The sequence below is a fragment of the Patulibacter sp. SYSU D01012 genome (assembly GCF_017916475.1).
Taxonomy (GTDB): domain Bacteria; phylum Actinomycetota; class Thermoleophilia; order Solirubrobacterales; family Solirubrobacteraceae; genus Patulibacter.
Genome location: NZ_JAFMTB010000001.1, coordinates 1,528,246 through 1,547,399, shown reverse-complemented (window position 1 = coordinate 1,547,399; position 19,154 = coordinate 1,528,246). Strand labels below are relative to the sequence as shown.

The following is a 19,154-nucleotide window of genomic DNA, read 5'->3' as shown; positions in this document are numbered from 1 at the left end:
GCGAGAGTGTGCCGTCCCCAGTGGACGGAACGTCGTGCGACCCCCCGGCGGGGACGGGCGACGGACCGCGGCGGGCGCCGCGCCGGCGGCGGCGCTGGACGCGACGACGACGCCGCGCGCGCCGCCGCCCGGCAGCCGCCGCGGCCGCCGGACCGGCCGCCGCGCCGGCCGTCCGGCGAGGTGCTTGGATACCCCGCATGACCCTCGAGCGGATCGCCTGGGCGATCGTCGTCCTGGCCTGCCTCGTGACGGCCCTGATCCTGGTGCTCGGGCACCGGACGGGGTACGGCGCGGTCGCGGGGGCCGTCGGCCTCTCCGCCGCGATCAACCTGCGCTGAGCAGGGCTCTTCCGCGCCGCCGGTCCCGAGCCCGGGACCGCGCTGCGGGCCGATCAGCCCTCGGCGGCGAGCCAGTCGCGCAGCAGCGCGACGGCCCGGCCGCGGTGCGAGATCGCGGCCTTCTCCTCGGGCGCGAGCTCGGCCATCGTGCGGCCCGCCGGGTCGTCGTCGGCGACGAAGACGGGGTCGTACCCGAAGCCGTTCGTGCCGCGCGGCTCGGGCGCCATGCGCCCCGTGCAACGCGCCTCGACGACGTGCTCCACCCCGGCCGCCGGATCCACGTAGGCGATCGCGCAGACGTAGGCCAGCGGACTGCCGACCGGGACCCGCTCGCGGAGCAGGTCGAGGTTCTCCCGGTCCGTGGCGTGCTCGCCCGCGAAGCGCGCCGAGCGCACGCCGGGGGCGCCGTCGAGCGCCTCGGCCGCGACGCCGGAGTCGTCCCCGAACGACGCCCGCCCGGTCGCCGCGGCCGCCGCGCGGGCCTTGCCGAGAGCGTTCTCGGCGAAGGTCGTGCCGTCCTCGGGGGGCAGCTCGACGTCCGCGGGCAGCGGCACGACGGTCCAGGGCGCCAGGAGCGCGCCGAACTCCTCGGCCTTGTGCGGGTTGCGCGTGGCGAGGACCAGGTCGGGCACGGCGCCATCCTACGCGGCGCCGTGCCCGCGGTCCGCGTCACTTCGCGGCGGCCGGCGTCTTCCCGGCGGCGCCGATCGCCGCCTTGACCTTCTCGACGACGGCCTGGGCGATGCCGCCGCCCTTCAGGCCGCCGGCGGCCAGCACGACGCCGGCCATGACGGCGGCGATCAGCATCGCCAGGGCGACGTACTCGACGGTGCCCTGGCCGCGCTCGTCGCGCAGACGGGCGGGCACCCGCGCGGCGCCGTCGGCGAGCCGCAGCAGGCCGTGGTGGGCCCGGGCCGCGACGGCCGTCGGCGCGGACGGGACGAGGGCGGACGAACGGGCGCTGGGGATGGTGGACATGGGGTGCCTCCGGTCTCGGGGTGGATTGCGTCGCCATCGTCCGCCGCGGGGCCGTGCCGTCTCCAGGCCCGGACCGTGCACAATCAGCGCCGGATGCGCATCCTCGTCGTGTCGAACATGGCGCCGGACGCGGCGCACCCCGAGCGCGGCGGCTTCGTCCGCGACCAGGTGGCGGCGCTGCGGCGCCTGCCGGGCCTGGACGTGACGCTGGACGAGGTCCCGCCCGGGGCCTACCGCGCCGCGGCCCGGGGCCTGCGGGCGCGGCACCGGGGACGCCGCTACGACGTCGTCCACGCCCACTTCGGCCTGACCGCGGTGCCCGCGCTCCTCGTGCGCGCGCGTGTGAGGGGAGTGACGCTGCACGGGCGCGACCTGCGCCACCCGCGCTCGCGGCGCGCGACGCTGGCCGTCCTGCCGACGCAGCGGCTGATCGGCCTGGCCTCGGACGACCTGGCGGCGCTCCTGCCGCCGCCGTTCCGCCGCCGCGCCCGGACCCTGCCGGTCGGGCTCGACCTGGCGCGCTTCGGGCCGCTCGCCCGCCCCGAGGCGCGGCGCGCGCTCGGCCTCGACCCGGACGAGCCGTTCCTGCTCTTCCCCTACGGCGCCGACCGCCGGGTGAAGCGCGTCGACCGCGCGCGCGAGCTCGCGGCGGCCGCGGGCCTGCCGCTGCGGACGCTGGGCGGCGAGCCGCCCGAACGCATGCGGGCCTGGATCAACGCCGCGACCGCCGTCGTCGTCCCGAGCGAGCACGAGGGGTTCGGGCTCGCCGCCGTCGAGGCGCTGGCCTGCGACGTCCCCGTCCTCGCCACGCCGACGGGCGCGCACGCGGACACCGTCGGCCGCGTCGCCGGCTGCCTCTGCGCGCCGTGGGACCTGGCGGCGTGGCGGGCGGCGCTCGAGCCCCATCTGCGCGACGACGACCCGCGCGTGGCGGGGCGCGTCGTCGCGGCCGCGCACGGCACCGACGCCTACGCGGCGCGCCTGGCGGACGCCTGGCGAAGCGCCCTCTGAACGCCGCTAGACTCGGCGCGCGGCCGGGCGGACCGACCCCGCGCCGCGCCCCACCGTCATGAGCAGCCTCTTCGACCGCATCCGCCAGCGCTCCGGGAAGGACGGCGAGCCCGCCGCCGCGGGCGCCGCCGAGCCGCCGACCGAGGTCGCTCCCGCGTCGGCCCCGCCCGGCGAGCCGTCGCCGGCCGACCCCGCGGCCGCCGGGGCCCCGCCGGCCGCGCCCGGCGCCGCTCGCACCGCGGACGCCCCGGCCGCGGACGGCCCGGCCGAGAGCGACCCCGTCGCGGCCGCCGATCCGGGCGCCGACGCGCCGGCCCTCGCGGGTGCCGACGCGGACCCGGCCGCGTCGGTCGCCCCCGCGGCGGCGACCGACGCGGCGTTCCCCTCCCCCACCACCCCGGCCGCCGGCGAGGCGCCCACCCGCGTGCACCAGCTCTCCGGCCCCGCCCCGGGCCAGGACGCCGGCGTCGCCGCCGCCACGGACGAGCGGCAGCTCGCCCCCGCCGCCCCCGGCCCGGACGCCGTCGGCCCCGCGGCGCCCGCCCCGGCGGCGACGCCCGACCCCGTTCCCGACGCCGCGGCGCCGCAGGGCGATCCCGCGCCGCCCGCCGCCGTCGCCCCGGCGGCCGCCCCCGCCGGGGCCCCCGCGGCCGCCCCCGTCGCCCCCGCCGTGCCCGGCGACACGTCCGCGGACGGCGTCGCCGTCGTGCCGCAGCGCGTCGGCGTGCGCAATCGCGGGCGGATGCGCCGACGTCTGCGGTACCTGCGTCAGGTCCGCGAGCTCGGGTACCGCGACCTGGGCGGCCTGGTCTTCGAGCTGCGGCGCGCGAACGCCACGAACGAGGTGCTCGTCGGCGCGAAGGTCGACGCGCTGCGACAGATCGACACGGAGCTGCACGCCCTCGAGCACGGCCTGCGCGACTACCGTCCGATCGAGGAGCTGTACGCCCCCGGGGTCTCCGTGTGCCTGCGCTGCGGCGCGCTGCACGGCAGCGACGCGAACTTCTGCCCGCAGTGCGGGATCCGCGTGGGCCAGACCGTCGCCCAGGCCGCGGTCGACCCGGCGACCGTCGCCGGCCCGCCCGCCGCCGGGCCGCCCACCGCCACCGGGACCCACCCGACGGCCCCGCCGCCCGCCGCCGGGCCGAGCACCCCGTACGGCGGCGGCGCGCCCGTCGCGTCCGTCCCGCCCGCCGGGGCGGGGACCGGCACGCCGGAGCCCGCCACGCCCGAGGGCGCCGCTCCGGGCGCCGACGATGCGCCGGGCGGCGCGTCCGACCGGACGCCGGGCTCCGAGAGCGCCCCGGGCGCCGACGGCCGATGAGCCAGGTCCCGCCGACCGCCGTCGTCTGCCCGCGGTGCGGCAACACCGTCGGCGAGGAGCAGGCATGGTGCCTGTCGTGCGGCGCGCCCGCCCGCACGCGCATGCGCCCCACCCCCAACTGGAAGCTGCCCCTCGCGGCGGTCGCGGCGCTCGTGCTCGTCGTCGCCGGCGGCACGCTCGGGGCGTTCGTGGCGCTGACGACCACGACGGACGCCCCCGAGGCGACGACGACGCAGACCGTCCCCGGCGCGGTCGTCCCCGCCGCCACGACCCCCGGCGCGCCGGCCACGGGCGCCCCCGCGGGAACGCCGACGGCCGGCGCGCCGGCGACGGGCACGCCCACCGACGGCGCGCCCGCGACCGGCGCGCCGGCCGGCGGCACCACGCTCCCGGAGGGGGTCGCGTCGCCCGACGCGGCCGGCACCCTGCCGCAGGGCGCGGCCGGCACCGCCAGCGGCGGGACGACCCCGTAGCCCCCGGCCTCAGGCGCCGAGCGCCACGCCCGGCCAGCGGCCGGCGAGGCTCGCGCGCGCCCGCTCGACGATCGGCGCGCCGGAGACGACGCCCTCCCGGACCGGACGCGACGGCCCGGCCCACGCGGCCAGCGTCGCCGCCACGCTCCGCGCGAGCGCGTCGGGGGCGTAGCCGCCCTCGAGGACCAGGCCCACCGGCACGCCCAGCTCGTCGCCGACCCGGTGCACGGCGTGCGCGACGCGCTCGAACCCGGCGTCCGTGACCGTGCAGCCGGCGAGCGGATCCTCGACGTGCGCGTCGTACCCGGCCGAGACGAGGATCAGCTCGGGGGCGTACGAGCGCGCGATCGGCAGCACGATCTGCTCCGTCATGCCGATCCAGACGTCGTCGCCGCTGCCCTCGGGCACCGGCAGGTTGACGGTGAACCCCTTGCCGGCGCCGTGGCCGACCTCGTTCGGCCGCCCCGTCCCCGGGTACAGCGGGAACTCGTGCACCGAACAGAAGAGGACCTCGTCGGTGCCCGCGAAGATCTCGGCGGTGCCGTTCCCGTGGTGGACGTCCCAGTCGTAGACGAGGACGCGCCGCAGGCCGTGGGCGTCGAGCGCGTGGCGCGCGGCGACCGCCACGTTGTTGAACAGGCAGAAGCCCATGGGCTGCGCCGTCTCGCAGTGGTGCCCCGGCGGCCGGTGGAGCGACGCGGCGCGGCCCGCGCCCCCGTCGAGCAGCGCGTCCACCACCGCGACGGCGCCGCCCGCCGCGTGCAGCGCGGCCTCCCACGAGCCGGCCGAGACGATCGTGTCCGCGTCGATCGACCCGCCGCCCGCCGCCGCCAGCGCCCGGATCCGCTCGACGTGCACCGCCGGGTGGACCGCCTGGAGCTGCTCGGTCGTCGCCTGCGGCGACTCGCGCACGTCGTACCCGCACCAGTCGCGGGCCGCGAGCGCCGTCTCGACCGCCGTGATGCGCGCCGCGCGCTCGGGGTGCGAGCCCGTGTCGTGCCGCAGCGAGGATGGATGGCGGAAGAGCACGGGGGCCACGGGCGGATACGGTACCCCCCATGCCCGACTCCGCCGATGCGCCCACCGACGTCCTCGTCGTGGGTGCCGGAGCCGCCGGCCTGTACGCCGCCCTGCGCGCCGCGCGGGACGGCGCCGAGGTGACGGTGATCAGCGCCACGCCGCTCGCCGAGACGGCCTCGTACTGGGCCCAGGGCGGGGTCGCCGCGGCGCTCGCCGTGGACGACAGCCCGGCGGCGCACCTGGCGGACACCGAGCGTGCGGGGCGCGGCCTCGTGCGCCGCAGCGCCGCGGAGGCGCTCTGCCGCGAGGCCCCCGACGCGGTCGCCGACCTGGAGGCGCTCGGCGTGCGCTTCGACGCCGACCGCCACGGCCGGCTGGTGCTCGGCCTCGAGGGCGGGCACACCCATCGCCGCGTCGTCCACGCGGGCGGCAGCGCGACGGGGCGCCGGCTCGTCCGGCAGCTCGCCGCGCGCCTCGTCGCCCACCCCCGCGTCCGGGTGCTCGAGCAGACCCGCGCGTCCGCGGTCTGGACCAGCGACGGCCGGGCCGTCGGCGCGGTCACCGAGGACGGGCGCGCCGTCGCGGCGCGCGCCACGATCCTGGCCTGCGGGGGCTCGGCCGCGCTCTGGCGCCGCACCACGAACCCGCCCGGGTCCGTCGGCGTCGGAGCCCAGCTGGCGTACGCGGCCGGCGCCGAGCTCGCCGACCTGGAGTTCGTGCAGTTCCACCCCACGGCCGTGGCCGGCATCCCGGGCCGCGAGGGGTTCCTGGTGACGGAGGCGATCCGCGGCGAGGGCGCCACGCTGCTGGACGGCCGCGGCGAGCGGTTCGTCGAGGAGCTGGCGCCGCGGGACGAGGTCGCCTACGCCGTGTGGCGGACGATGCGCGACGAGGGCAGCGACCACGTGCTGCTCGACATGCGCCACGTGGACGCGGCGGCGTTCCCCAACGTGGTCGCGGCGCTGCGCGAGTCCGGGCTCGACCCCGAGACCACGCCGGTGCCCGTCGCGCCCGCGTGCCACTACACGATGGGCGGCGTGGCCTGCGACCTGCAGGGCGCCACGCGCGTCCCCGGCCTTTTCGTGGTGGGCGAGACGGCGTGCACGGGCCTGCACGGCGCCAACCGCCTGGCGTCGAACTCGCTGGCGGAGTGCATCGTCTTCGGCGGCCGCGCCGCCCGCGCGGCGCTCGACGCCGCGCCGCTGCCGGAGCGGCTCGCCCCCGCGCCGGCCGGCGCGACGGTGCTCGTCCCCGCCCGGGAGACGCGTCACGCCCTCTGGCGCCACGCCGGGATCGAGCGCGACGCGGAGGGCCTCCGCACGCTGCTCGACGATCCGCACCCCCTCGCCCGCGCGATCGGGGCCGCGGCCCTCGCGCGCGACGAGTCGCGGGGCGCCCACCGGCGCGCGGACCATCCGGCGCTGGACCACGCGCTCGACGGCGTGCACACCATCGTGGCGCCGGCCGCCGACGGCGGCCCCCCCGCCACCCGGCGCGAGCGCTGGGACGCCGCGCCGGCCGCCGCCTAGCGGGAGCGAGCCGAGACATAGCAGCCCGGTTCGCGCCGGGCGCCGCCTCTTAACACGAACCGAACATTCCGGGGGTTCCTACCAGTGGACGGTCATCGACCACCGTCCCACCCTCGCTATGTACCACCTCTCCAGGACTCTCTACCGCGACATCTCCCACTGGCTGCCCGCGGGCTCCCGGCAGAGCCACGAGCGCGTCCTCAAGGCGTGCGAGTCGACGATCGAGCGCCTCGTCACCGATCCGCACTACTTCGCGCACCCCGCCAAGAGCCTCTTCCACGAGATCCGCTTCCTCTTCCCGATGGCGGCCCAGGCCCAGGTCTGGCGCACCGTCGAGACGTACGTGGGCACGGTGGCCGAGGAGCTCCGCCGCGATCCCGACCTGAGCCACGACCTGACGGGCACGAAGCCGACCTGCCAGGCCACGACCCGGCGCGGCCAGCCGTGCCAGCGCGACCCACTCCCCGGCTCGCGCTACTGCCCCTCGCACCAGCACCTCGCCGAGACCGAGAACCTCGACGACCTGGTCGAGCGGGACGAGCTCGTGGTGCTGGCCGCGTAGGCCGCCGCACCCCCGCATCGCGCCGCGGACCGCGCCGCCTCCGGCCCGGGCGGCGGGCGGGATGACGCCGGGCCCGCGAGCGCTACGCTGCCGGGCCATGCTCCTCGGGGTCGACGTCGGCGGCACCTTCACCGACGCGGCCCTCGTGGACGGCGATCGCGTCCACGTCGCGAAGACGCCGACGACGCCGGACGACCAGTCCCGCGGCGTGCTCCGTGCCGTGGCGGACGCCCTCGCCGCCGCCGGCGCGACGCCCGCCGACGTCACCGCGCTCCGCCACGGGATGACGGTCGCGACGAACGCGCTGCTCGAGGGCCGCGTGGCGCGGACCGTCCTGTGCGCCACCGCCGGGTTCGTCGACGTCGTCGAGCTCGGGCGCCAGGACCGGCCGCACCTGTACGACCTGGCCCGCGGACGCGTCGCCCCGCTCGTGCCGCCCGACCGGCGCGTCGCCGTCGACGAGCGCTGCGGCCCCGAGGGCGTGCTGCGGGCCCTGACGGACGCCGAGGCCGCCCGCGTCGCCGACGCCGTCGCCGCGCTCGAGCCCGAGGCCGTGGCCGTCGTCCTGCTCCACGCCGACCGCTTCCCCGCCCACGAGCGGGCGCTCGGCGCCGCGCTGCGCACGCGGCTCGGCCCCGACGTCCACGTCTCGCTCTCCCACGCGGCCGTCGGCACGTTCCGCGAGTACGAGCGCGCGGCCACGACCGAGGTGGACGCGGCGGTGTCGCCGCTCGTCGGGCGGTACCTGCGCCGCCTGGCCCGCCGGTGCGCGGACGGCGGGCTGCCGGAGCCCGAGATCCTGGCGTCGTCCGGCGGCGTGCAGACGCTCGAGGAGGCCGCCGGCCGCGGCGCGACCACGGTGCTCTCCGGCCCCGCCGGCGGCGCCGCCGCCGCGACCATCGTCGCCGCGGCGGCGGGCGAGCCGGACCTGCTCTGCTTCGACATGGGCGGCACGTCCTGCGACGTGCTCGTCGTCCAGGACGGTCGCGCGCGCGAGGTCGGCGGTGGCGCGATCGCGGGCCGCCCGATCGCGCTGCCCACGGTCGACATCCACACCGTCGGGGCGGGCGGCGGCTCCGTCGCGTGGGCCGACCCCGGCGGCGCGCTGCGCGTCGGACCGCGGTCGGCGGGCGCGCGGCCCGGCCCCGCGAGCTACGGCCACGGCGGGACGGAGCCGACGGTCACGGACGCGCACGTCGTCCTCGGGACGCTGGACCCGGACGAGCCGCTCGCCGGCGGCGTCGCGCTCGACGCGGCGGCCGCCGCGGCCGCGGTGGGCCGCCTGGCGGGCGTGCTCGGCCTGGAGCCGCGCGCCTGCGCGCGCGGCATCCTGCGGGTCGCCGACGCCGAGATGGCCCGGGCGTTGCGCGTGATGACCGTCGAGCGCGGCCTGGACCCGCGGCGCTTCGCCCTGCTCGCCTACGGCGGCGCCGGCGGCCTGCACGCGGCGGGCCTGGCCGCCCGCCTGGGCATCCGGCGCGTGCTCGTGCCGCGGGCCGGCGGGGTGCTCTCCGCGCTGGGCCTGGCGGCCGCCGAGCGGCGGAGCGACCGGGCCCGCACCGTCCTGCTGCGCGGCGACGCGATCACCGCCGATGCGCTGGCCGCCTCGTCGCCGTCGCGCCCCGGCGCGGCCGTCGAGGTGGCCTACGACGTGCGCTACGCCGGCCAGGCCTTCGAGCTGACCGTCCGCGGGTGCCCGCCGGACCCGGCGGCCCTGCGCGCCGCGTTCGACGCCGCGCACCGGGAGCGCTACGGCTTCGACGACCCGGACGCGCCGATCGAGCTCGTGACGGTCCGCGAGACCGAGCGCGTTGCGGGGCCGCCCGGCACGCTCGGGACGGCGCCGCCGGACGCGGGCGGCGCGACCGTCGGCCCGGCGGTCGTCCGCCTGCCGGGCGCCACGGTGGTCGTGCCCGCGGGCTGGCGCGCGAGCACCGACGCCTCGGGCACGCTGCGGCTGGAGGCCGACGACGCCGTGCCCGCCCCGGCGCCGTGGGAGGCCGACGCATGAGCCTGGACGCGGTCGCCCTGCAGGTCCTCGTCGGGGCGCTGCGCGCGGCGTGCGACGAGATGGGCGCCGTGCTCGTGCGCTCCGCCCACTCGCCGAACATCACGGAGCGCCGCGACTGCTCCACCGCGCTCTTCGGGGCGGACGGCGTGATGATCGCCCAGGCGGAGCACATCCCCGTCCACCTGGGCGCGATGCCCGCCTCCGTCGCCGCGGTGCGCGACCGGCCGCACCGGCCCGGCGTCTCGTGGATCCTCAACGACCCCTACGCCGGCGGGTCGCACCTGCCCGACATCACCGTCGTCACGCCGGTGTTCGCGCCCGCGACCGACGAGCCGGTCGGCTTCGCCGCCGCGCGCGCCCACCACGCCGACGTCGGGGGCAGGACGCCGGGGTCCATGCCCGCCGACTCCGTCACGCTCGACGAGGAGGGCGTGCGGATCGCGCCGCAGCCGCTGACCCCCGCGCTGCTGGACGAGCTCAGCGGACGGATGCGGCATCCGGCCCAGCGCCGGGCGGACCTGCGGGCGCAGCTCGCGGCCTGCGAGGCGGGCGCGGCCCGGCTGGCCACGCTCGCGGCGGCGCGCACGCCGGCGGCGCTGCGCGGGGACCTCGGCGACGTCCTGGCCTACGGCGAGCGTCGGATGCGCGCTGCGATCGACGCGCTCCCCCGGGGCGAGCACCGCTTCGCCGACGTGCTCGAGGGCCGCGACGGCCAGATCCCGCTCGCGGCGCGCGTGCACGTCGAGGCCGGGCGCGTGACGGTCGACCTGCGCGACGCTCCCGACCAGGGCCGGCACAACCTCAACTGCCCGCGCGCGGTGACGGAGTCGGCCTGCCTCTTCGCCGTCCGCGCGGCCGTGGCGGACCCCGAGCTGCCGACGGACGACGGGACCCGGCGCCGGGTGCGCGTGCTGACCCGTCCCGGCTCGCTCCTCGACGCCCGTCCGTGGCCGGACGGCACGCTGCCCGCCGTCGTCGCCGGCAACGTCGAGACGAGCTCGCGGGTGGCGGACCTGGTGCTCGGGGCCCTCGGCCGGGCGCTCGGCCAGGGGACGATGAACAACGTGACCCTCGGCGACGAGCGCCGCACGATGTACGAGACGATCGCCGGCGGCCAGGGCGCGCTGCCCGACGCCGACGGGCCGAGCGCCGTCCACGTCGCGATGTCGAACACCCGCAACACGCCGGTCGAGGCGCTCGAGACGTCGTTCCCCGTGCGCGTGGAGCGGTACGAGGTGCGGCGCGGCAGCGGCGGCGCCGGACGGCGGCGCGGCGGCGACGGCGTGGTCCGCGAGCTGCGCGCGCTGGCGCCGCTCGACTTCCAGCTGCTCGGGGAGCGACGCGAGGTGCCGGCCCGCGGCGCGGCGGGCGGCCGCCCCGGGGCGCGGGGACGGCACCTGGTGGACGGCCGGCCGCTGCCGGCGAAGGCCGGCGGTCGACTGGCGCCCGGGTCGGTGCTGCGGATCGAGACGCCGGGCGGCGGCGGGCACGGCGCCCCGGACGGACCGGACGAGGCCGCGTCGGGACCGCACGTCTGAGGCCTCACCGCAACGTTTTCGACGGAGAACCGAGGGGGCAGCACCGAAGCGGACCCGCGTCCGTGCGCTGGGGCACGCAATGCGGGAAACCCCTTGGTTTTTCCGGCACTGTCTGCAACGATGGCGTCTCCGTCCTGTTGCGAACTCCGCCGGTTGAGCGGCTGCGCGCAGGATCGTTCATCACCAAGAGTTGGTTTTCCGCCATGCCGATTGCTTTCAAGGAATGGGCGGTCACGGTTCGTGCCCTCGCGGAGGGTGAGCAGCTGCTCACGTTGCGTAAGGGCGGGATTCGCGAAGAGCACAAGCACTTCCGTCTCGACCACGATCGCTTCTTCCTGTACCCCACGTTCGATCATCAGCGCAACGACGTCATCCGTGAGTCGCACCTGCCGGAGCTCCGGCGCGCGCTCGAGGAGGGTGTGTGGCCGGACGGCGACCCGCCGCCCACCGCGCTGACCGACGACGGTGGCATCCCCCAGCCGGAGCGTGTGCGCATCCGTGCGTGGGCCGAGGCGGTCGCCCACTACACGGTGACGGACGCCCGCGTCGTCGAGGCGCTCTCCCCGTACTACGTGTGGACGCCCGACTACGCCGAGAAGCGGCTGAACTGGAAGCACCGCCACCCGCTGCACGTGGTGCTGCTGCGCGCCTACCGCATCCCGCGCCCCGTCACGGTGCGCGTGCGTGACGACTTCGGTGGATGCCGGTCGTGGCTCGAGATCCAGCGCGACCTGCCGTTCGAGGGCACCCCGGTCCTCTCGGACGACGAGTTCACCCGCGCGACGGACCAGATCGAGTCCATCCTGGACGGCGCCGCCGAGCGCGCGTCCCTCCCGGCGCTCGCCTAGCACCGCCGCAGGAGCCGGGGCCGCCCCGCGCGTCCCGGCCCCGCTCCCCCGAAGCACGGGCCCGCATCGCGGGCCCGTGCTCGTTCGTGCGGCCGCGTCCGTGCGCGGGGCGTCGGCCTCGAGCGGACCGCCTACGGCTCCCGACGCCCGGGAGCCCGCCCCGCCCGGGAGCGGCGGACGTCTTCGCCCGCGCGTCGCGTGCCGTGGCCGCGCGCCGGTCAGGCGGCGGGCGGCGGCTCGACGGGCACGTCGGTGATCTCCGCGCCGTCGATGAGGTAGCTGCGCACCTCGGGCTCGTCTCCGGCGGTGCCGACGATGAGCCACTCCACGCCGGGCCAGCCGCCCGCGAAGTTGATGTCCGTCTGCGACGGGTAGGGCGCCGACCGGGTGTGGGAGTGGTAGATCACGCCCAGCTCCTGCCCGTCGTCCTCGAGCTGGTCGAGCAGGCGCAGCAGCGTCGGACCGTCGATCTCGAAGCCCAGGCGCTTCGGCCCGCGCAGGACGTTCTCCAGCGGGTGCACCGAGACGACGAGGTCGTCCCGGGTGCCGAGCACGCCGCAGCACTCGTCCGGGGCGTCCCGGACGGCGTGCTCGACGACCTGCTGCAGGAGCTCCGGGGCGATCCTCATGCGGGCGCCCCGGAGCGGCGGGTCGAGCCGTGCGTCACGCGTCGGAGCGGCCGAAGGCGTCCTGCGCCTCGCGGTTGCCCTCGGCCGGCGTCGCGGCCGTCGTCGTCGCCGCCGGGGCGACGGGCTCGCTCGGCGCGGCGTGGACCTGGGCCGGGCGCTTGCGCGCGGGCCGCTCGTCCTCGTCGTCCTCGTCGAACGGGTTCGCGGACGAGATGCTGTCCTTGAACTCGCGCATGCCCTTCCCGAGGCTCTTGCCCACCTCGGGCAGCTTCTTCGGGCCGAGCACGAGCAGCGCGATCACGAGGATCACGATGAGTTCCATAGGTCCGATGGGGCCCATCAGATCACCACCACAGGGTCGATTCGAGTTCTGCGATCTCCTCCGTCGGGCGGGTGTAGATGCCCGAGGAGAGGTACTTCCAGCCGTCGTCGCAGACGATGAAGACGACGTTGCCCTCGTCCATCTCGCCGGCGATCCGGACGGCGACGCGGGCGATGGCGCCGGAGCTGACGCCCGCGAACAGGCCCTCCTCGTCCAGGAGCTTGCGCGTCCAGACGATGGCGTCCTGATTGGTGACGAAGATCTTCCGGTCCAGGAGGGAGAGGTCGATGATCGGCGGGATGAACCCGTCCTCGAGGGAGCGCAGCCCCTGGACGGGCTCCCCCTGCATCGGCTCGGCCGCGACGATCTTCACGCGGTCGCCGAGCTCCTCCTTGAACCGGCGGGCGTTGCCCATGAGCGTGCCGCCGGTGCCCAGGCCCGCGACGAACGCGTCGACCTGGCCGTCGAGCTCGCGCAGGATCTCGACCGCGGTGCCGTCGTAGTGCGCGCGGGGGTTCGCCGGGTTGCCGTACTGGTACGGCATGACGTAGCGCGCGTCCTCGGCGGCCATCTGCTCGGCCAGGCGGACGGCGCCGTTCGAGCCCTGGTCGCCCGGCGAGTACACGATCTCGGCGCCGTACATCCGCAGGAGGTCGGTGCGCTCCTGCGTGACGTTGTCCGGCATCACGACCTTGAGCCGGTAGCCCTTGCGGCGGCAGATCATCGCCAGCGCGATGCCCGTGTTGCCGGACGTCGGCTCGAGGATCACGGAGTCCGGGCCGATCGTGCCCCGCTCCTCCGCGTCCTCGATGAGCGCACGGGCGACGCGGTCCTTGACCGATCCGGTCGGGTTGGCGGACTCGAGCTTGGCCCAGATCCGGACGCCCGGCTTCGGCGACAGGCGCTTGAGCTCGACGAGCGGCGTGTTGCCGATCGACTGCACGAGGTCGCCGTAGCGGCCCGCGCACGGCCGATTCTCGAGGGGAGGCAGAGCCATGACTTCACGAAGTGTAGTCAGGCCCGGCCGGCCGCCCGCGCACTCGGCGTGCAGGCGCCAGGACGGCGGGCGGTCACGCGGTCGTGCTGAGCACCACGGGATGCACGGGCCCCGCGCCGCGGCGGCGCAGCTGGCCGCCGACCATCGCGAGCGTCCAGCCGCTCTGCCGGACGTCGTCGAGCAGCAGGCACGGCCCCGTCGGCACGTCGCCGACGACGGCGAACGCCCCCCGGACGTTGCCCGCCTGCTGCGCCGCGCCGCGCATGGCGTCCTGCCGCGGACGGTCCTCGCGCCGCGTCAGCACGGCGTGCCACGGCAGCCCGAGCGCCGCGGCGAGCCGCGCGCCCAGGTCCGACACCGGGTCGCCGGTGCGCCGGGACGGGACGGCCGTCACCCAGGCGACGGGGACGCTCCACGTGCGGACGAGCGCCGCGAGCCCCTCGACCACGTCGTCGCCGAGCCGGCCCGCGTCGAGCTCGGCCCGCACCTGGGCGTCCCATCCCGCGTCGCCGCGCCGGGCGAGCGCGCGCCCGGGCTCCGTCCGGACGTCGTCGGGGATCTTCCGCATCTTGCCCGTCGCCGCGTCGGGGGCCATCCGCTTGGGGTCGAAGGCGACGGGCCGGGAGCGCAGGGCGGTCTGCGCCTCGCGGACGAGGGTCCCGTCCGGCGCGTCCGCCCACTTCGGGGCCGTGCAGACGGCGCAGCGCCCGCAGTCCTCCGGGTCGGGATCGTCCAGCTCCTCCTGCAGGGTCCGCATGAGGCAGCGGCCGTCCGTGCCGAAGCGCGCCATCGCGGCCTGCTCCGCCCGCCGGAGCGCCGTGACGTGGCGGTAGCGCTCCGCGTCGTACGTCCAGTCGCTGCCCGGCACGTCGACCCAGCGCCCGCCGGAGCGCGCGACGGCCCCCTCGACGTCGAGGACCTTGAGCATCGCCTCGAGGCGGGTCAGCCCCAGGTTCACCTGCGCCTGCACCTCGCGCGTCGTGGCGCCCGCCTCCCCCGCCGCGGCCAGCACGCCGCGGACCTCGGTCACGCGCTCCTCGCTCGGGAACGCCTGGGCGATGAAGAAGTCCTGGATGCGCCGGTCCTCGGCGCCGCGCAGGAGGACCACCTCGGCGTGGTCGACGCCGCGGCCGGCGCGCCCGACCTGCTGGTAGTAGGCCACGACCGAGCCGGGCGCCTGGTAGTGCACGATGAACCCGAGGTCGGGCTTGTCGTAGCCCATCCCGAGGGCGCTCGTGGCGACGACCGCCTTCACCTCGTCGCGGCCGAGCCGCTCCTCGAGCGCGACGCGGTCCTCGGACGCCTGCTGCCCGGTGTACGCCTCGGCCACGATGCCGTGCTCCCGCAGGAACGCCGCGACCTGCTCCGCGTCCTGGACCGTCAGCGCGTAGACGATCCCGGACCCGGGGAGCCGCCCGTCGGGGCCGAGGTGCTCGACGAGCCACGCCAGGCGCTCCGCCGGGTGCGGCAGGTCGACGGTCTCCAGGCGCAGGCTGGTGCGGGCGAGCGACCCGCGGTACGTGCGCAGGCCGGGGTCGCCGGCGTCGCCGCCCCGGACGGCGAGCTGGTCGACGACGTCCTGCACCACGCGGTCGTTCGCCGTCGCGGTGGTGCCCAGGACGGCGGCGTCCGCGGGGAGCTCGGCGAGCACGTCCTTGATCCGCCGGTAGTCCGGGCGGAAGTCGTGCCCCCAGTCGGAGACGCAGTGCGCCTCGTCGATGACGAGCAGGCCGGTGCGGCCCGCCACGAACGGCAGCAGCCGTTCGCGGAAGCGGTCGGCGTTCAGCCGCTCAGGCCCGATCAGCAGCAGGTCGACGTCGTCGGCCTCGATGCGCGCCTCGATCTCGGCCCAGTCCCCCTGGTTCGTCGAGTTGATCGTGTGCGCCCGCAGCCCCATCGCCCCGGCGGCCGCGAGCTGGTTGCGCATGAGGGAGAGCAGTGGCGAGACGATGAGCGTCGGCCCCGCTCCTCGCGCGCGCAGCAGCGCCGTGGCGACGAAGTAGACGGCGCTCTTCCCCCATCCCGTCCGCTGGACGCAGAGGACGCGGGCGCGGTCCTCGACGAGGTCGCGGATCGCGTCGAGCTGGTGCTCGCGGAACGTCGCGGCGGGGTTGCCGGTGAGCTGCCGCAGGCGGCCGAGCGCCTCGTCGGCGAGGGGGATCTCGGTGGTCGTGGACACGTCCCCCATGCTGCCGCACCCCGCGTGCCGCGGGGCCGGCGCTTCGTGCCGGATCAGGCGCGGCCGAGTCGCGACTCCGCGGCGAACGCGGCCTCCGCGCGCCCGAGCTCCGTCGTCGGCGCGTCGCCGTACAGGTACTCGCCGACGATGGCGCCCCAGTCGCCGCCGGCGCGCAGCTGGCCGAGCACGATGGCGACGACGTCGGTCATGCGGCGGACGAGGACGGCCTCGGCCGGCAGGGTGAAGCGGTTGGCCTCGGCGCGGACGGCACGCATCTGGGCGCGCATCGCGGCGCGGTCGCGCTCGGCCGGCGCGGCGTCCGCGCCCCCGGCGTCGCCGTCCGCGCCGTCGGCGTCGGCCGCCGGCTCGTCCTCCGCGGGCGCGACGCCGAGGGCGGCCTCGTCCTCGGGGGTCGTCCAGACGCGCGGGTCCGCCGCCTCGGGGCCGAACCGGCGCTCGCCGGGCACGGCGTACCAGCCGGCCATCGCGCGCATGAGCCGCAGGACGAGGTCCTCGTCCATCGCCGCCGCCCGCTCGGGCGGCAGGTAGCCGGTGGCGATGAGCGCGTCGCGCAGTCCCGGGGCGTCGCTGTCGCGGGTCGCGCGGGCGATCGCGCGCTCGCCGTCCAGGTACGCGGGACCGACGTCGCGCAGCAGCCCGTAGTCGAGGAAGCAGACGCCGCCGTCGGGCGTCCGCAGGTAGTTGCCCGGGTGCGGGTCGCCCAGCGCGATCCCGTTGCGCAGGAGCAGGCCGAAGAAGAAGCGGACGACGATCTCGCCGTAGCGGTCGCGCTCGTCCTGGCCGAGTCGGCGGACGTCCTCGAAGCGCTGCCCTTCCACGTACGCGGACACGAGCACGCGGCGCGTGGAGAGCTCGGTGTGCACGCGCGGGACCCGGACGAAGGGGTGGCCACGGAACAGCCGCTCGATCCGGCGGTGGTTCTGGGCCTCGAGCTCGTAGTCGAGCTCCTCGGAGATCCGCTCGCGGAGCTCGTCCGCGAGCGCCTTGGCGTCCAGGCCGGGGGCCAGGCGCTTCACGAGCGGCAGCAGCAGCATCGCGTTGCGCAGGTCGGTCTCGACGGCCTCGGCGACGCCGGGGTACTGCACCTTCACGACGACGTCCTCGCCGTCGAGGGTCGTCGCGCGGTGCACCTGCCCGATGGACGCGGCGGCGAAGGCCTGCTCGTCGAAGGACGCGAAGACGGACGAGAGCGGTCCGCCGAGCTCGCGGCGCAGCAGCTTCTCGAGCTGCCGGAACGGGACGGGCGGGACGTCGTCGCGGAGCTGCGCGAGCTTCGCGCGCAGCTCGTCGCGCTGGTCCTCGGGCAGCCCCTCGAACTCGACCATCGAGATGATCTGGCCGATCTTCATCGCGGCGCCGCGCATCTGGCCGAGCTGGTCGACGAGCTGGTGCACGAGCGCGGCGGTGCGCTCGCCGCGCTTCTCCTCGGCGCGCTCGGGGGTGCGCACGCGGTTGGCGGCGCGCATCCCGGCCCAGCGCAGGCCCTGGCCGGCGACGAGGCCGCCGACCCGGGCGGTGCGGGCCACGCGCCCGGTCGGCAGCTGTCCGGCGGCGCGGTCGCCGGGGGCCTCGGGGCGGTCGGCGGGATCTTCGGAGCGTCCGCGAGCCATCTCCCCGAGGCTATCGGCGCGGCGCCGCGGTCCCTGAGGAACGGGCGCCGCCGGCCCGGGGCCGGCGGCGGGGTCCTGCGTGGCGGCCGACGGGCCGCGTCGGCCGGGGGACGCTCGGGCGACCCCCGGCCTGCGATGGGCGCGGGTCGCGCTAGCGACCCCCGGCCTGCGATGGGCGCGGGTCGCGCTAGCGACCCCCGGCCTGCGATGGGCGCGGGTCGCGCTAGCGACCCCCGGCCATCGCCGGGAGGATCTGCAGCGTGTCGGTGTCCGCGACGGGCGTGTCGAGGCCGCCGAGGACCCGGACGTCCTCGTCGTTGAGGTACACGTTCACGAAGCGGTTGAGGTCCCCATCGGCGCCGAACAGCTGCGTCTTCAGCTCCTCGTGCTGGGCGGCGAGGGCGTCGAGCACCTCGCGCACGGTGCCGCCGTCGGCGGACACCTGCCGCTCCCCGCCGACGGACGGGCGGAGGACCGGGGGAATGCGAATCTGGGCCATGGTGGCGAGACCTTAGAGGGTCGGGGGTGGGCGGGACGGACGGCGCGCGGGGCCTAGCCGGCGGCGGCGCAGAACGCCTCGTAGTCGGGGAACTGGCCCATCTCCTCCGCGGAGATGGACGCGCGATCGCGCGAGCACACGGGGCACTCGGGGTCCTTGCGCACCTTGACCTCGCGCATCTCCGCCGCGAGCGCGTCGTACATCACCAGGCGGCCGCGAAGCGAGTCGCCGACGCCGACGATCAGCTTGATGACCTCGGTGGCCTGCAGCAGGCCGGCGGTGCCGGGCAGGACGCCCAGGACGCCGTTGGCGCCGCAGGACGGGGCCAGCTCGGCGGGCGGCGGGACCGGGAAGAGGCAGCGGTAGCAGGGCCCGTCGTTCGCGGTGTCGAAGACGGAGAGCTGCGCCTCGAAGCCGAGGATCGCGGCCGACACGACCGGCTTGTCCAGGCGGACCGCGGCGTCGTTGATGAGGTACCGCGTCGGGAAGTTGTCCGTCCCGTCGACGATGACGTCGTAGCCCTGGAACAGCTCGAGCACCGTCTCGGCGTCGAGACGCTGGCGGTGCTGGACGACCGTCACCTCGGGGTTGAGGTCGGTGATGCGCTGGGCGGCGGACTCGACCTTCGCGACGCCGACGGTCGACGTGCCGTGCACGACCTGGCGCTGCAGGTTGGAGAGGTCGACGACGTCGTCGTCGACGATGCCGATCGTGCCGACGCCGGCCGCGGCCAGGTACAGCGCGTTCGGCGAGCCGAGGGCGCCGGCGCCGATCAGCAGGACCTTCGCGTCCATGAGCTTGAGCTGCCCCTCGATCCCGATCTCGTTGATCAGGAGGTGGCGGCTGTAGCGCTCGCGCTGCTCGGCCGTGAGCGTGCGCGGCACGTCGACCTCGTAGCCGCGGTCCTTCCACAGCGTGTAGCCGCCGGTCATCGACTCGACGCGCGCGTAGCCCAGGTCCTCCTTGAGCGTGCGCGCCGCCAGCGCGGAGCGGTTGCCGGAGGCGCAGTACAGGACGACGCGCTTGGCGCGGTCGCCGACGGCGCCGTCGATGCGCGACTCGAGGAAGCCGCGCGGCACGTGGATGGCGCCCGGGAGCTTGCCCGCGGCGACCTCGTCGCTCTCGCGGACGTCCACGACGACCGTGTCCTCGTCCCAGAGGACCTCGTGCACCTGCGCCGGATCGACCTCGTCGACCTGGCCCTTGATCTGGCGGACGAACTCCGCACCCGAGGGGGTCATGCCTTCACCTGTACATCCGATGGG

At 77.0% G+C, this 19,154-nt stretch carries 19 protein-coding genes; 9 read left to right on the top strand and 10 right to left on the bottom strand.

The genetic code is table 11. From position 1 onward, the window contains the following. The first annotated feature begins 197 nt into the window (after positions 1-197). The gene (locus J3P29_RS07120; RefSeq protein ID WP_210492356.1) at positions 198-338 is read left to right on the top strand and encodes a hypothetical protein; all 141 of its coding nucleotides are present in this window, start codon (positions 198-200) and stop codon (positions 336-338) included. A gap of 53 nt (positions 339-391) precedes the next feature. Here J3P29_RS07120 and J3P29_RS07115 read toward each other — a convergent pair whose 3' ends face one another. Both J3P29_RS07115 and J3P29_RS07110 read right to left on the bottom strand, forming a co-directional pair. After that, the gene (locus tag J3P29_RS07115; RefSeq protein WP_210492355.1) at positions 392-970 is read right to left on the bottom strand and encodes a non-canonical purine NTP pyrophosphatase; all 579 of its coding nucleotides are present in this window, start codon (positions 968-970) and stop codon (positions 392-394) included. A 37-nt stretch (positions 971-1,007) separates the two neighbouring features. Further along, the gene (locus tag J3P29_RS07110) at positions 1,008-1,316 is read right to left on the bottom strand and encodes a hypothetical protein (RefSeq protein WP_210492354.1); all 309 of its coding nucleotides are present in this window, start codon (positions 1,314-1,316) and stop codon (positions 1,008-1,010) included. Positions 1,317-1,409: 93 nt separating this feature from the next. Between J3P29_RS07110 and J3P29_RS07105 the strand changes: the two genes are divergently transcribed. The 3 genes from J3P29_RS07105 to J3P29_RS07095 are packed head-to-tail and all read left to right on the top strand — an operon-like array spanning position 1,410 to position 4,124. Continuing rightward, the gene (locus J3P29_RS07105) at positions 1,410-2,327 is read left to right on the top strand and encodes a glycosyltransferase (protein WP_210492353.1); all 918 of its coding nucleotides are present in this window, start codon (positions 1,410-1,412) and stop codon (positions 2,325-2,327) included. Positions 2,328-2,385: 58 nt separating this feature from the next. Continuing rightward, complete coding sequence (locus J3P29_RS07100; protein ID WP_210492352.1) at positions 2,386-3,651, top strand: zinc ribbon domain-containing protein; 1,266 nt, start codon at positions 2,386-2,388, stop codon at positions 3,649-3,651. After that, on the top strand, positions 3,648-4,124 hold the full coding sequence (locus J3P29_RS07095; protein WP_210492351.1) for a hypothetical protein: 477 nt from the start codon (positions 3,648-3,650) through the stop codon (positions 4,122-4,124). The genes J3P29_RS07100 and J3P29_RS07095 overlap by 4 nt, the downstream gene beginning before the upstream one ends. A gap of 9 nt (positions 4,125-4,133) precedes the next feature. Here J3P29_RS07095 and J3P29_RS07090 read toward each other — a convergent pair whose 3' ends face one another. Further along, a complete protein-coding gene (locus tag J3P29_RS07090; protein WP_349239774.1) occupies positions 4,134-5,162 on the bottom strand; it encodes a histone deacetylase in 1,029 nt (342 codons plus the stop codon). 20 nt (positions 5,163-5,182) lie between these two features. Here J3P29_RS07090 and J3P29_RS07085 point away from each other — a divergent pair, with 20 nt between their 5' ends. The 5 genes from J3P29_RS07085 to J3P29_RS07065 all read left to right on the top strand — a co-directional run bounded on the left by J3P29_RS07085 (position 5,183) and on the right by J3P29_RS07065 (position 11,632). After that, entirely contained in the window at positions 5,183-6,673 is a 1,491-nt protein-coding gene (locus J3P29_RS07085; protein ID WP_210492349.1) for an FAD-dependent oxidoreductase, read from the top strand. 118 nt (positions 6,674-6,791) lie between these two features. Continuing rightward, complete coding sequence (locus tag J3P29_RS07080) at positions 6,792-7,235, top strand: hypothetical protein (protein WP_210492348.1); 444 nt, start codon at positions 6,792-6,794, stop codon at positions 7,233-7,235. 97 nt (positions 7,236-7,332) lie between these two features. After that, positions 7,333-9,246 carry a hydantoinase/oxoprolinase family protein gene (locus J3P29_RS07075; protein WP_210492347.1) on the top strand — a complete coding sequence of 638 codons (1,914 nt, stop codon included), beginning with the start codon at positions 7,333-7,335 and terminating at the stop codon, positions 9,244-9,246. Next, positions 9,243-10,784, top strand: a complete 1,542-nt coding sequence (locus J3P29_RS07070; RefSeq protein ID WP_210492346.1) for a hydantoinase B/oxoprolinase family protein — start codon at positions 9,243-9,245, stop codon at positions 10,782-10,784. Before J3P29_RS07075 ends, J3P29_RS07070 begins: the two co-directional genes overlap by 4 nt. 203 nt (positions 10,785-10,987) lie before the next feature. After that, a complete protein-coding gene (locus J3P29_RS07065; protein WP_210492344.1) occupies positions 10,988-11,632 on the top strand; it encodes a DUF1802 family protein in 645 nt (214 codons plus the stop codon). Between the two features lie 218 nt (positions 11,633-11,850). Here the strand turns inward: J3P29_RS07065 and J3P29_RS07060 are convergent, their stop codons facing one another. The 7 genes from J3P29_RS07060 to moeB form a co-directional block, all read right to left on the bottom strand. Continuing rightward, entirely contained in the window at positions 11,851-12,261 is a 411-nt protein-coding gene (locus tag J3P29_RS07060) for a M67 family metallopeptidase (protein WP_210492343.1), read from the bottom strand. Between the two features lie 34 nt (positions 12,262-12,295). Beyond that, the gene (locus J3P29_RS20320) at positions 12,296-12,601 is read right to left on the bottom strand and encodes a twin-arginine translocase TatA/TatE family subunit (protein ID WP_210492342.1); all 306 of its coding nucleotides are present in this window, start codon (positions 12,599-12,601) and stop codon (positions 12,296-12,298) included. 4 nt (positions 12,602-12,605) lie between these two features. Beyond that, complete coding sequence (locus J3P29_RS07050; RefSeq protein WP_210492341.1) at positions 12,606-13,580, bottom strand: cysteine synthase family protein; 975 nt, start codon at positions 13,578-13,580, stop codon at positions 12,606-12,608. Between the two features lie 73 nt (positions 13,581-13,653). Then, entirely contained in the window at positions 13,654-15,759 is a 2,106-nt protein-coding gene (locus tag J3P29_RS07045; protein ID WP_210492340.1) for a RecQ family ATP-dependent DNA helicase, read from the bottom strand. 53 nt (positions 15,760-15,812) lie between these two features. Then, positions 15,813-17,390 (bottom strand): AarF/ABC1/UbiB kinase family protein, encoded by a 1,578-nt coding sequence (locus tag J3P29_RS07040; protein ID WP_210492338.1) that lies wholly within the window; start codon positions 17,388-17,390, stop codon positions 15,813-15,815. 223 nt (positions 17,391-17,613) lie between these two features. Beyond that, positions 17,614-17,889 (bottom strand): ubiquitin-like small modifier protein 1, encoded by a 276-nt coding sequence (locus J3P29_RS07035; protein ID WP_210492337.1) that lies wholly within the window; start codon positions 17,887-17,889, stop codon positions 17,614-17,616. A gap of 53 nt (positions 17,890-17,942) precedes the next feature. After that, positions 17,943-19,130 (bottom strand): molybdopterin-synthase adenylyltransferase MoeB, encoded by a 1,188-nt coding sequence (gene moeB / locus J3P29_RS07030; RefSeq protein ID WP_210492336.1) that lies wholly within the window; start codon positions 19,128-19,130, stop codon positions 17,943-17,945. Positions 19,131-19,154 lie beyond the last annotated feature (24 nt).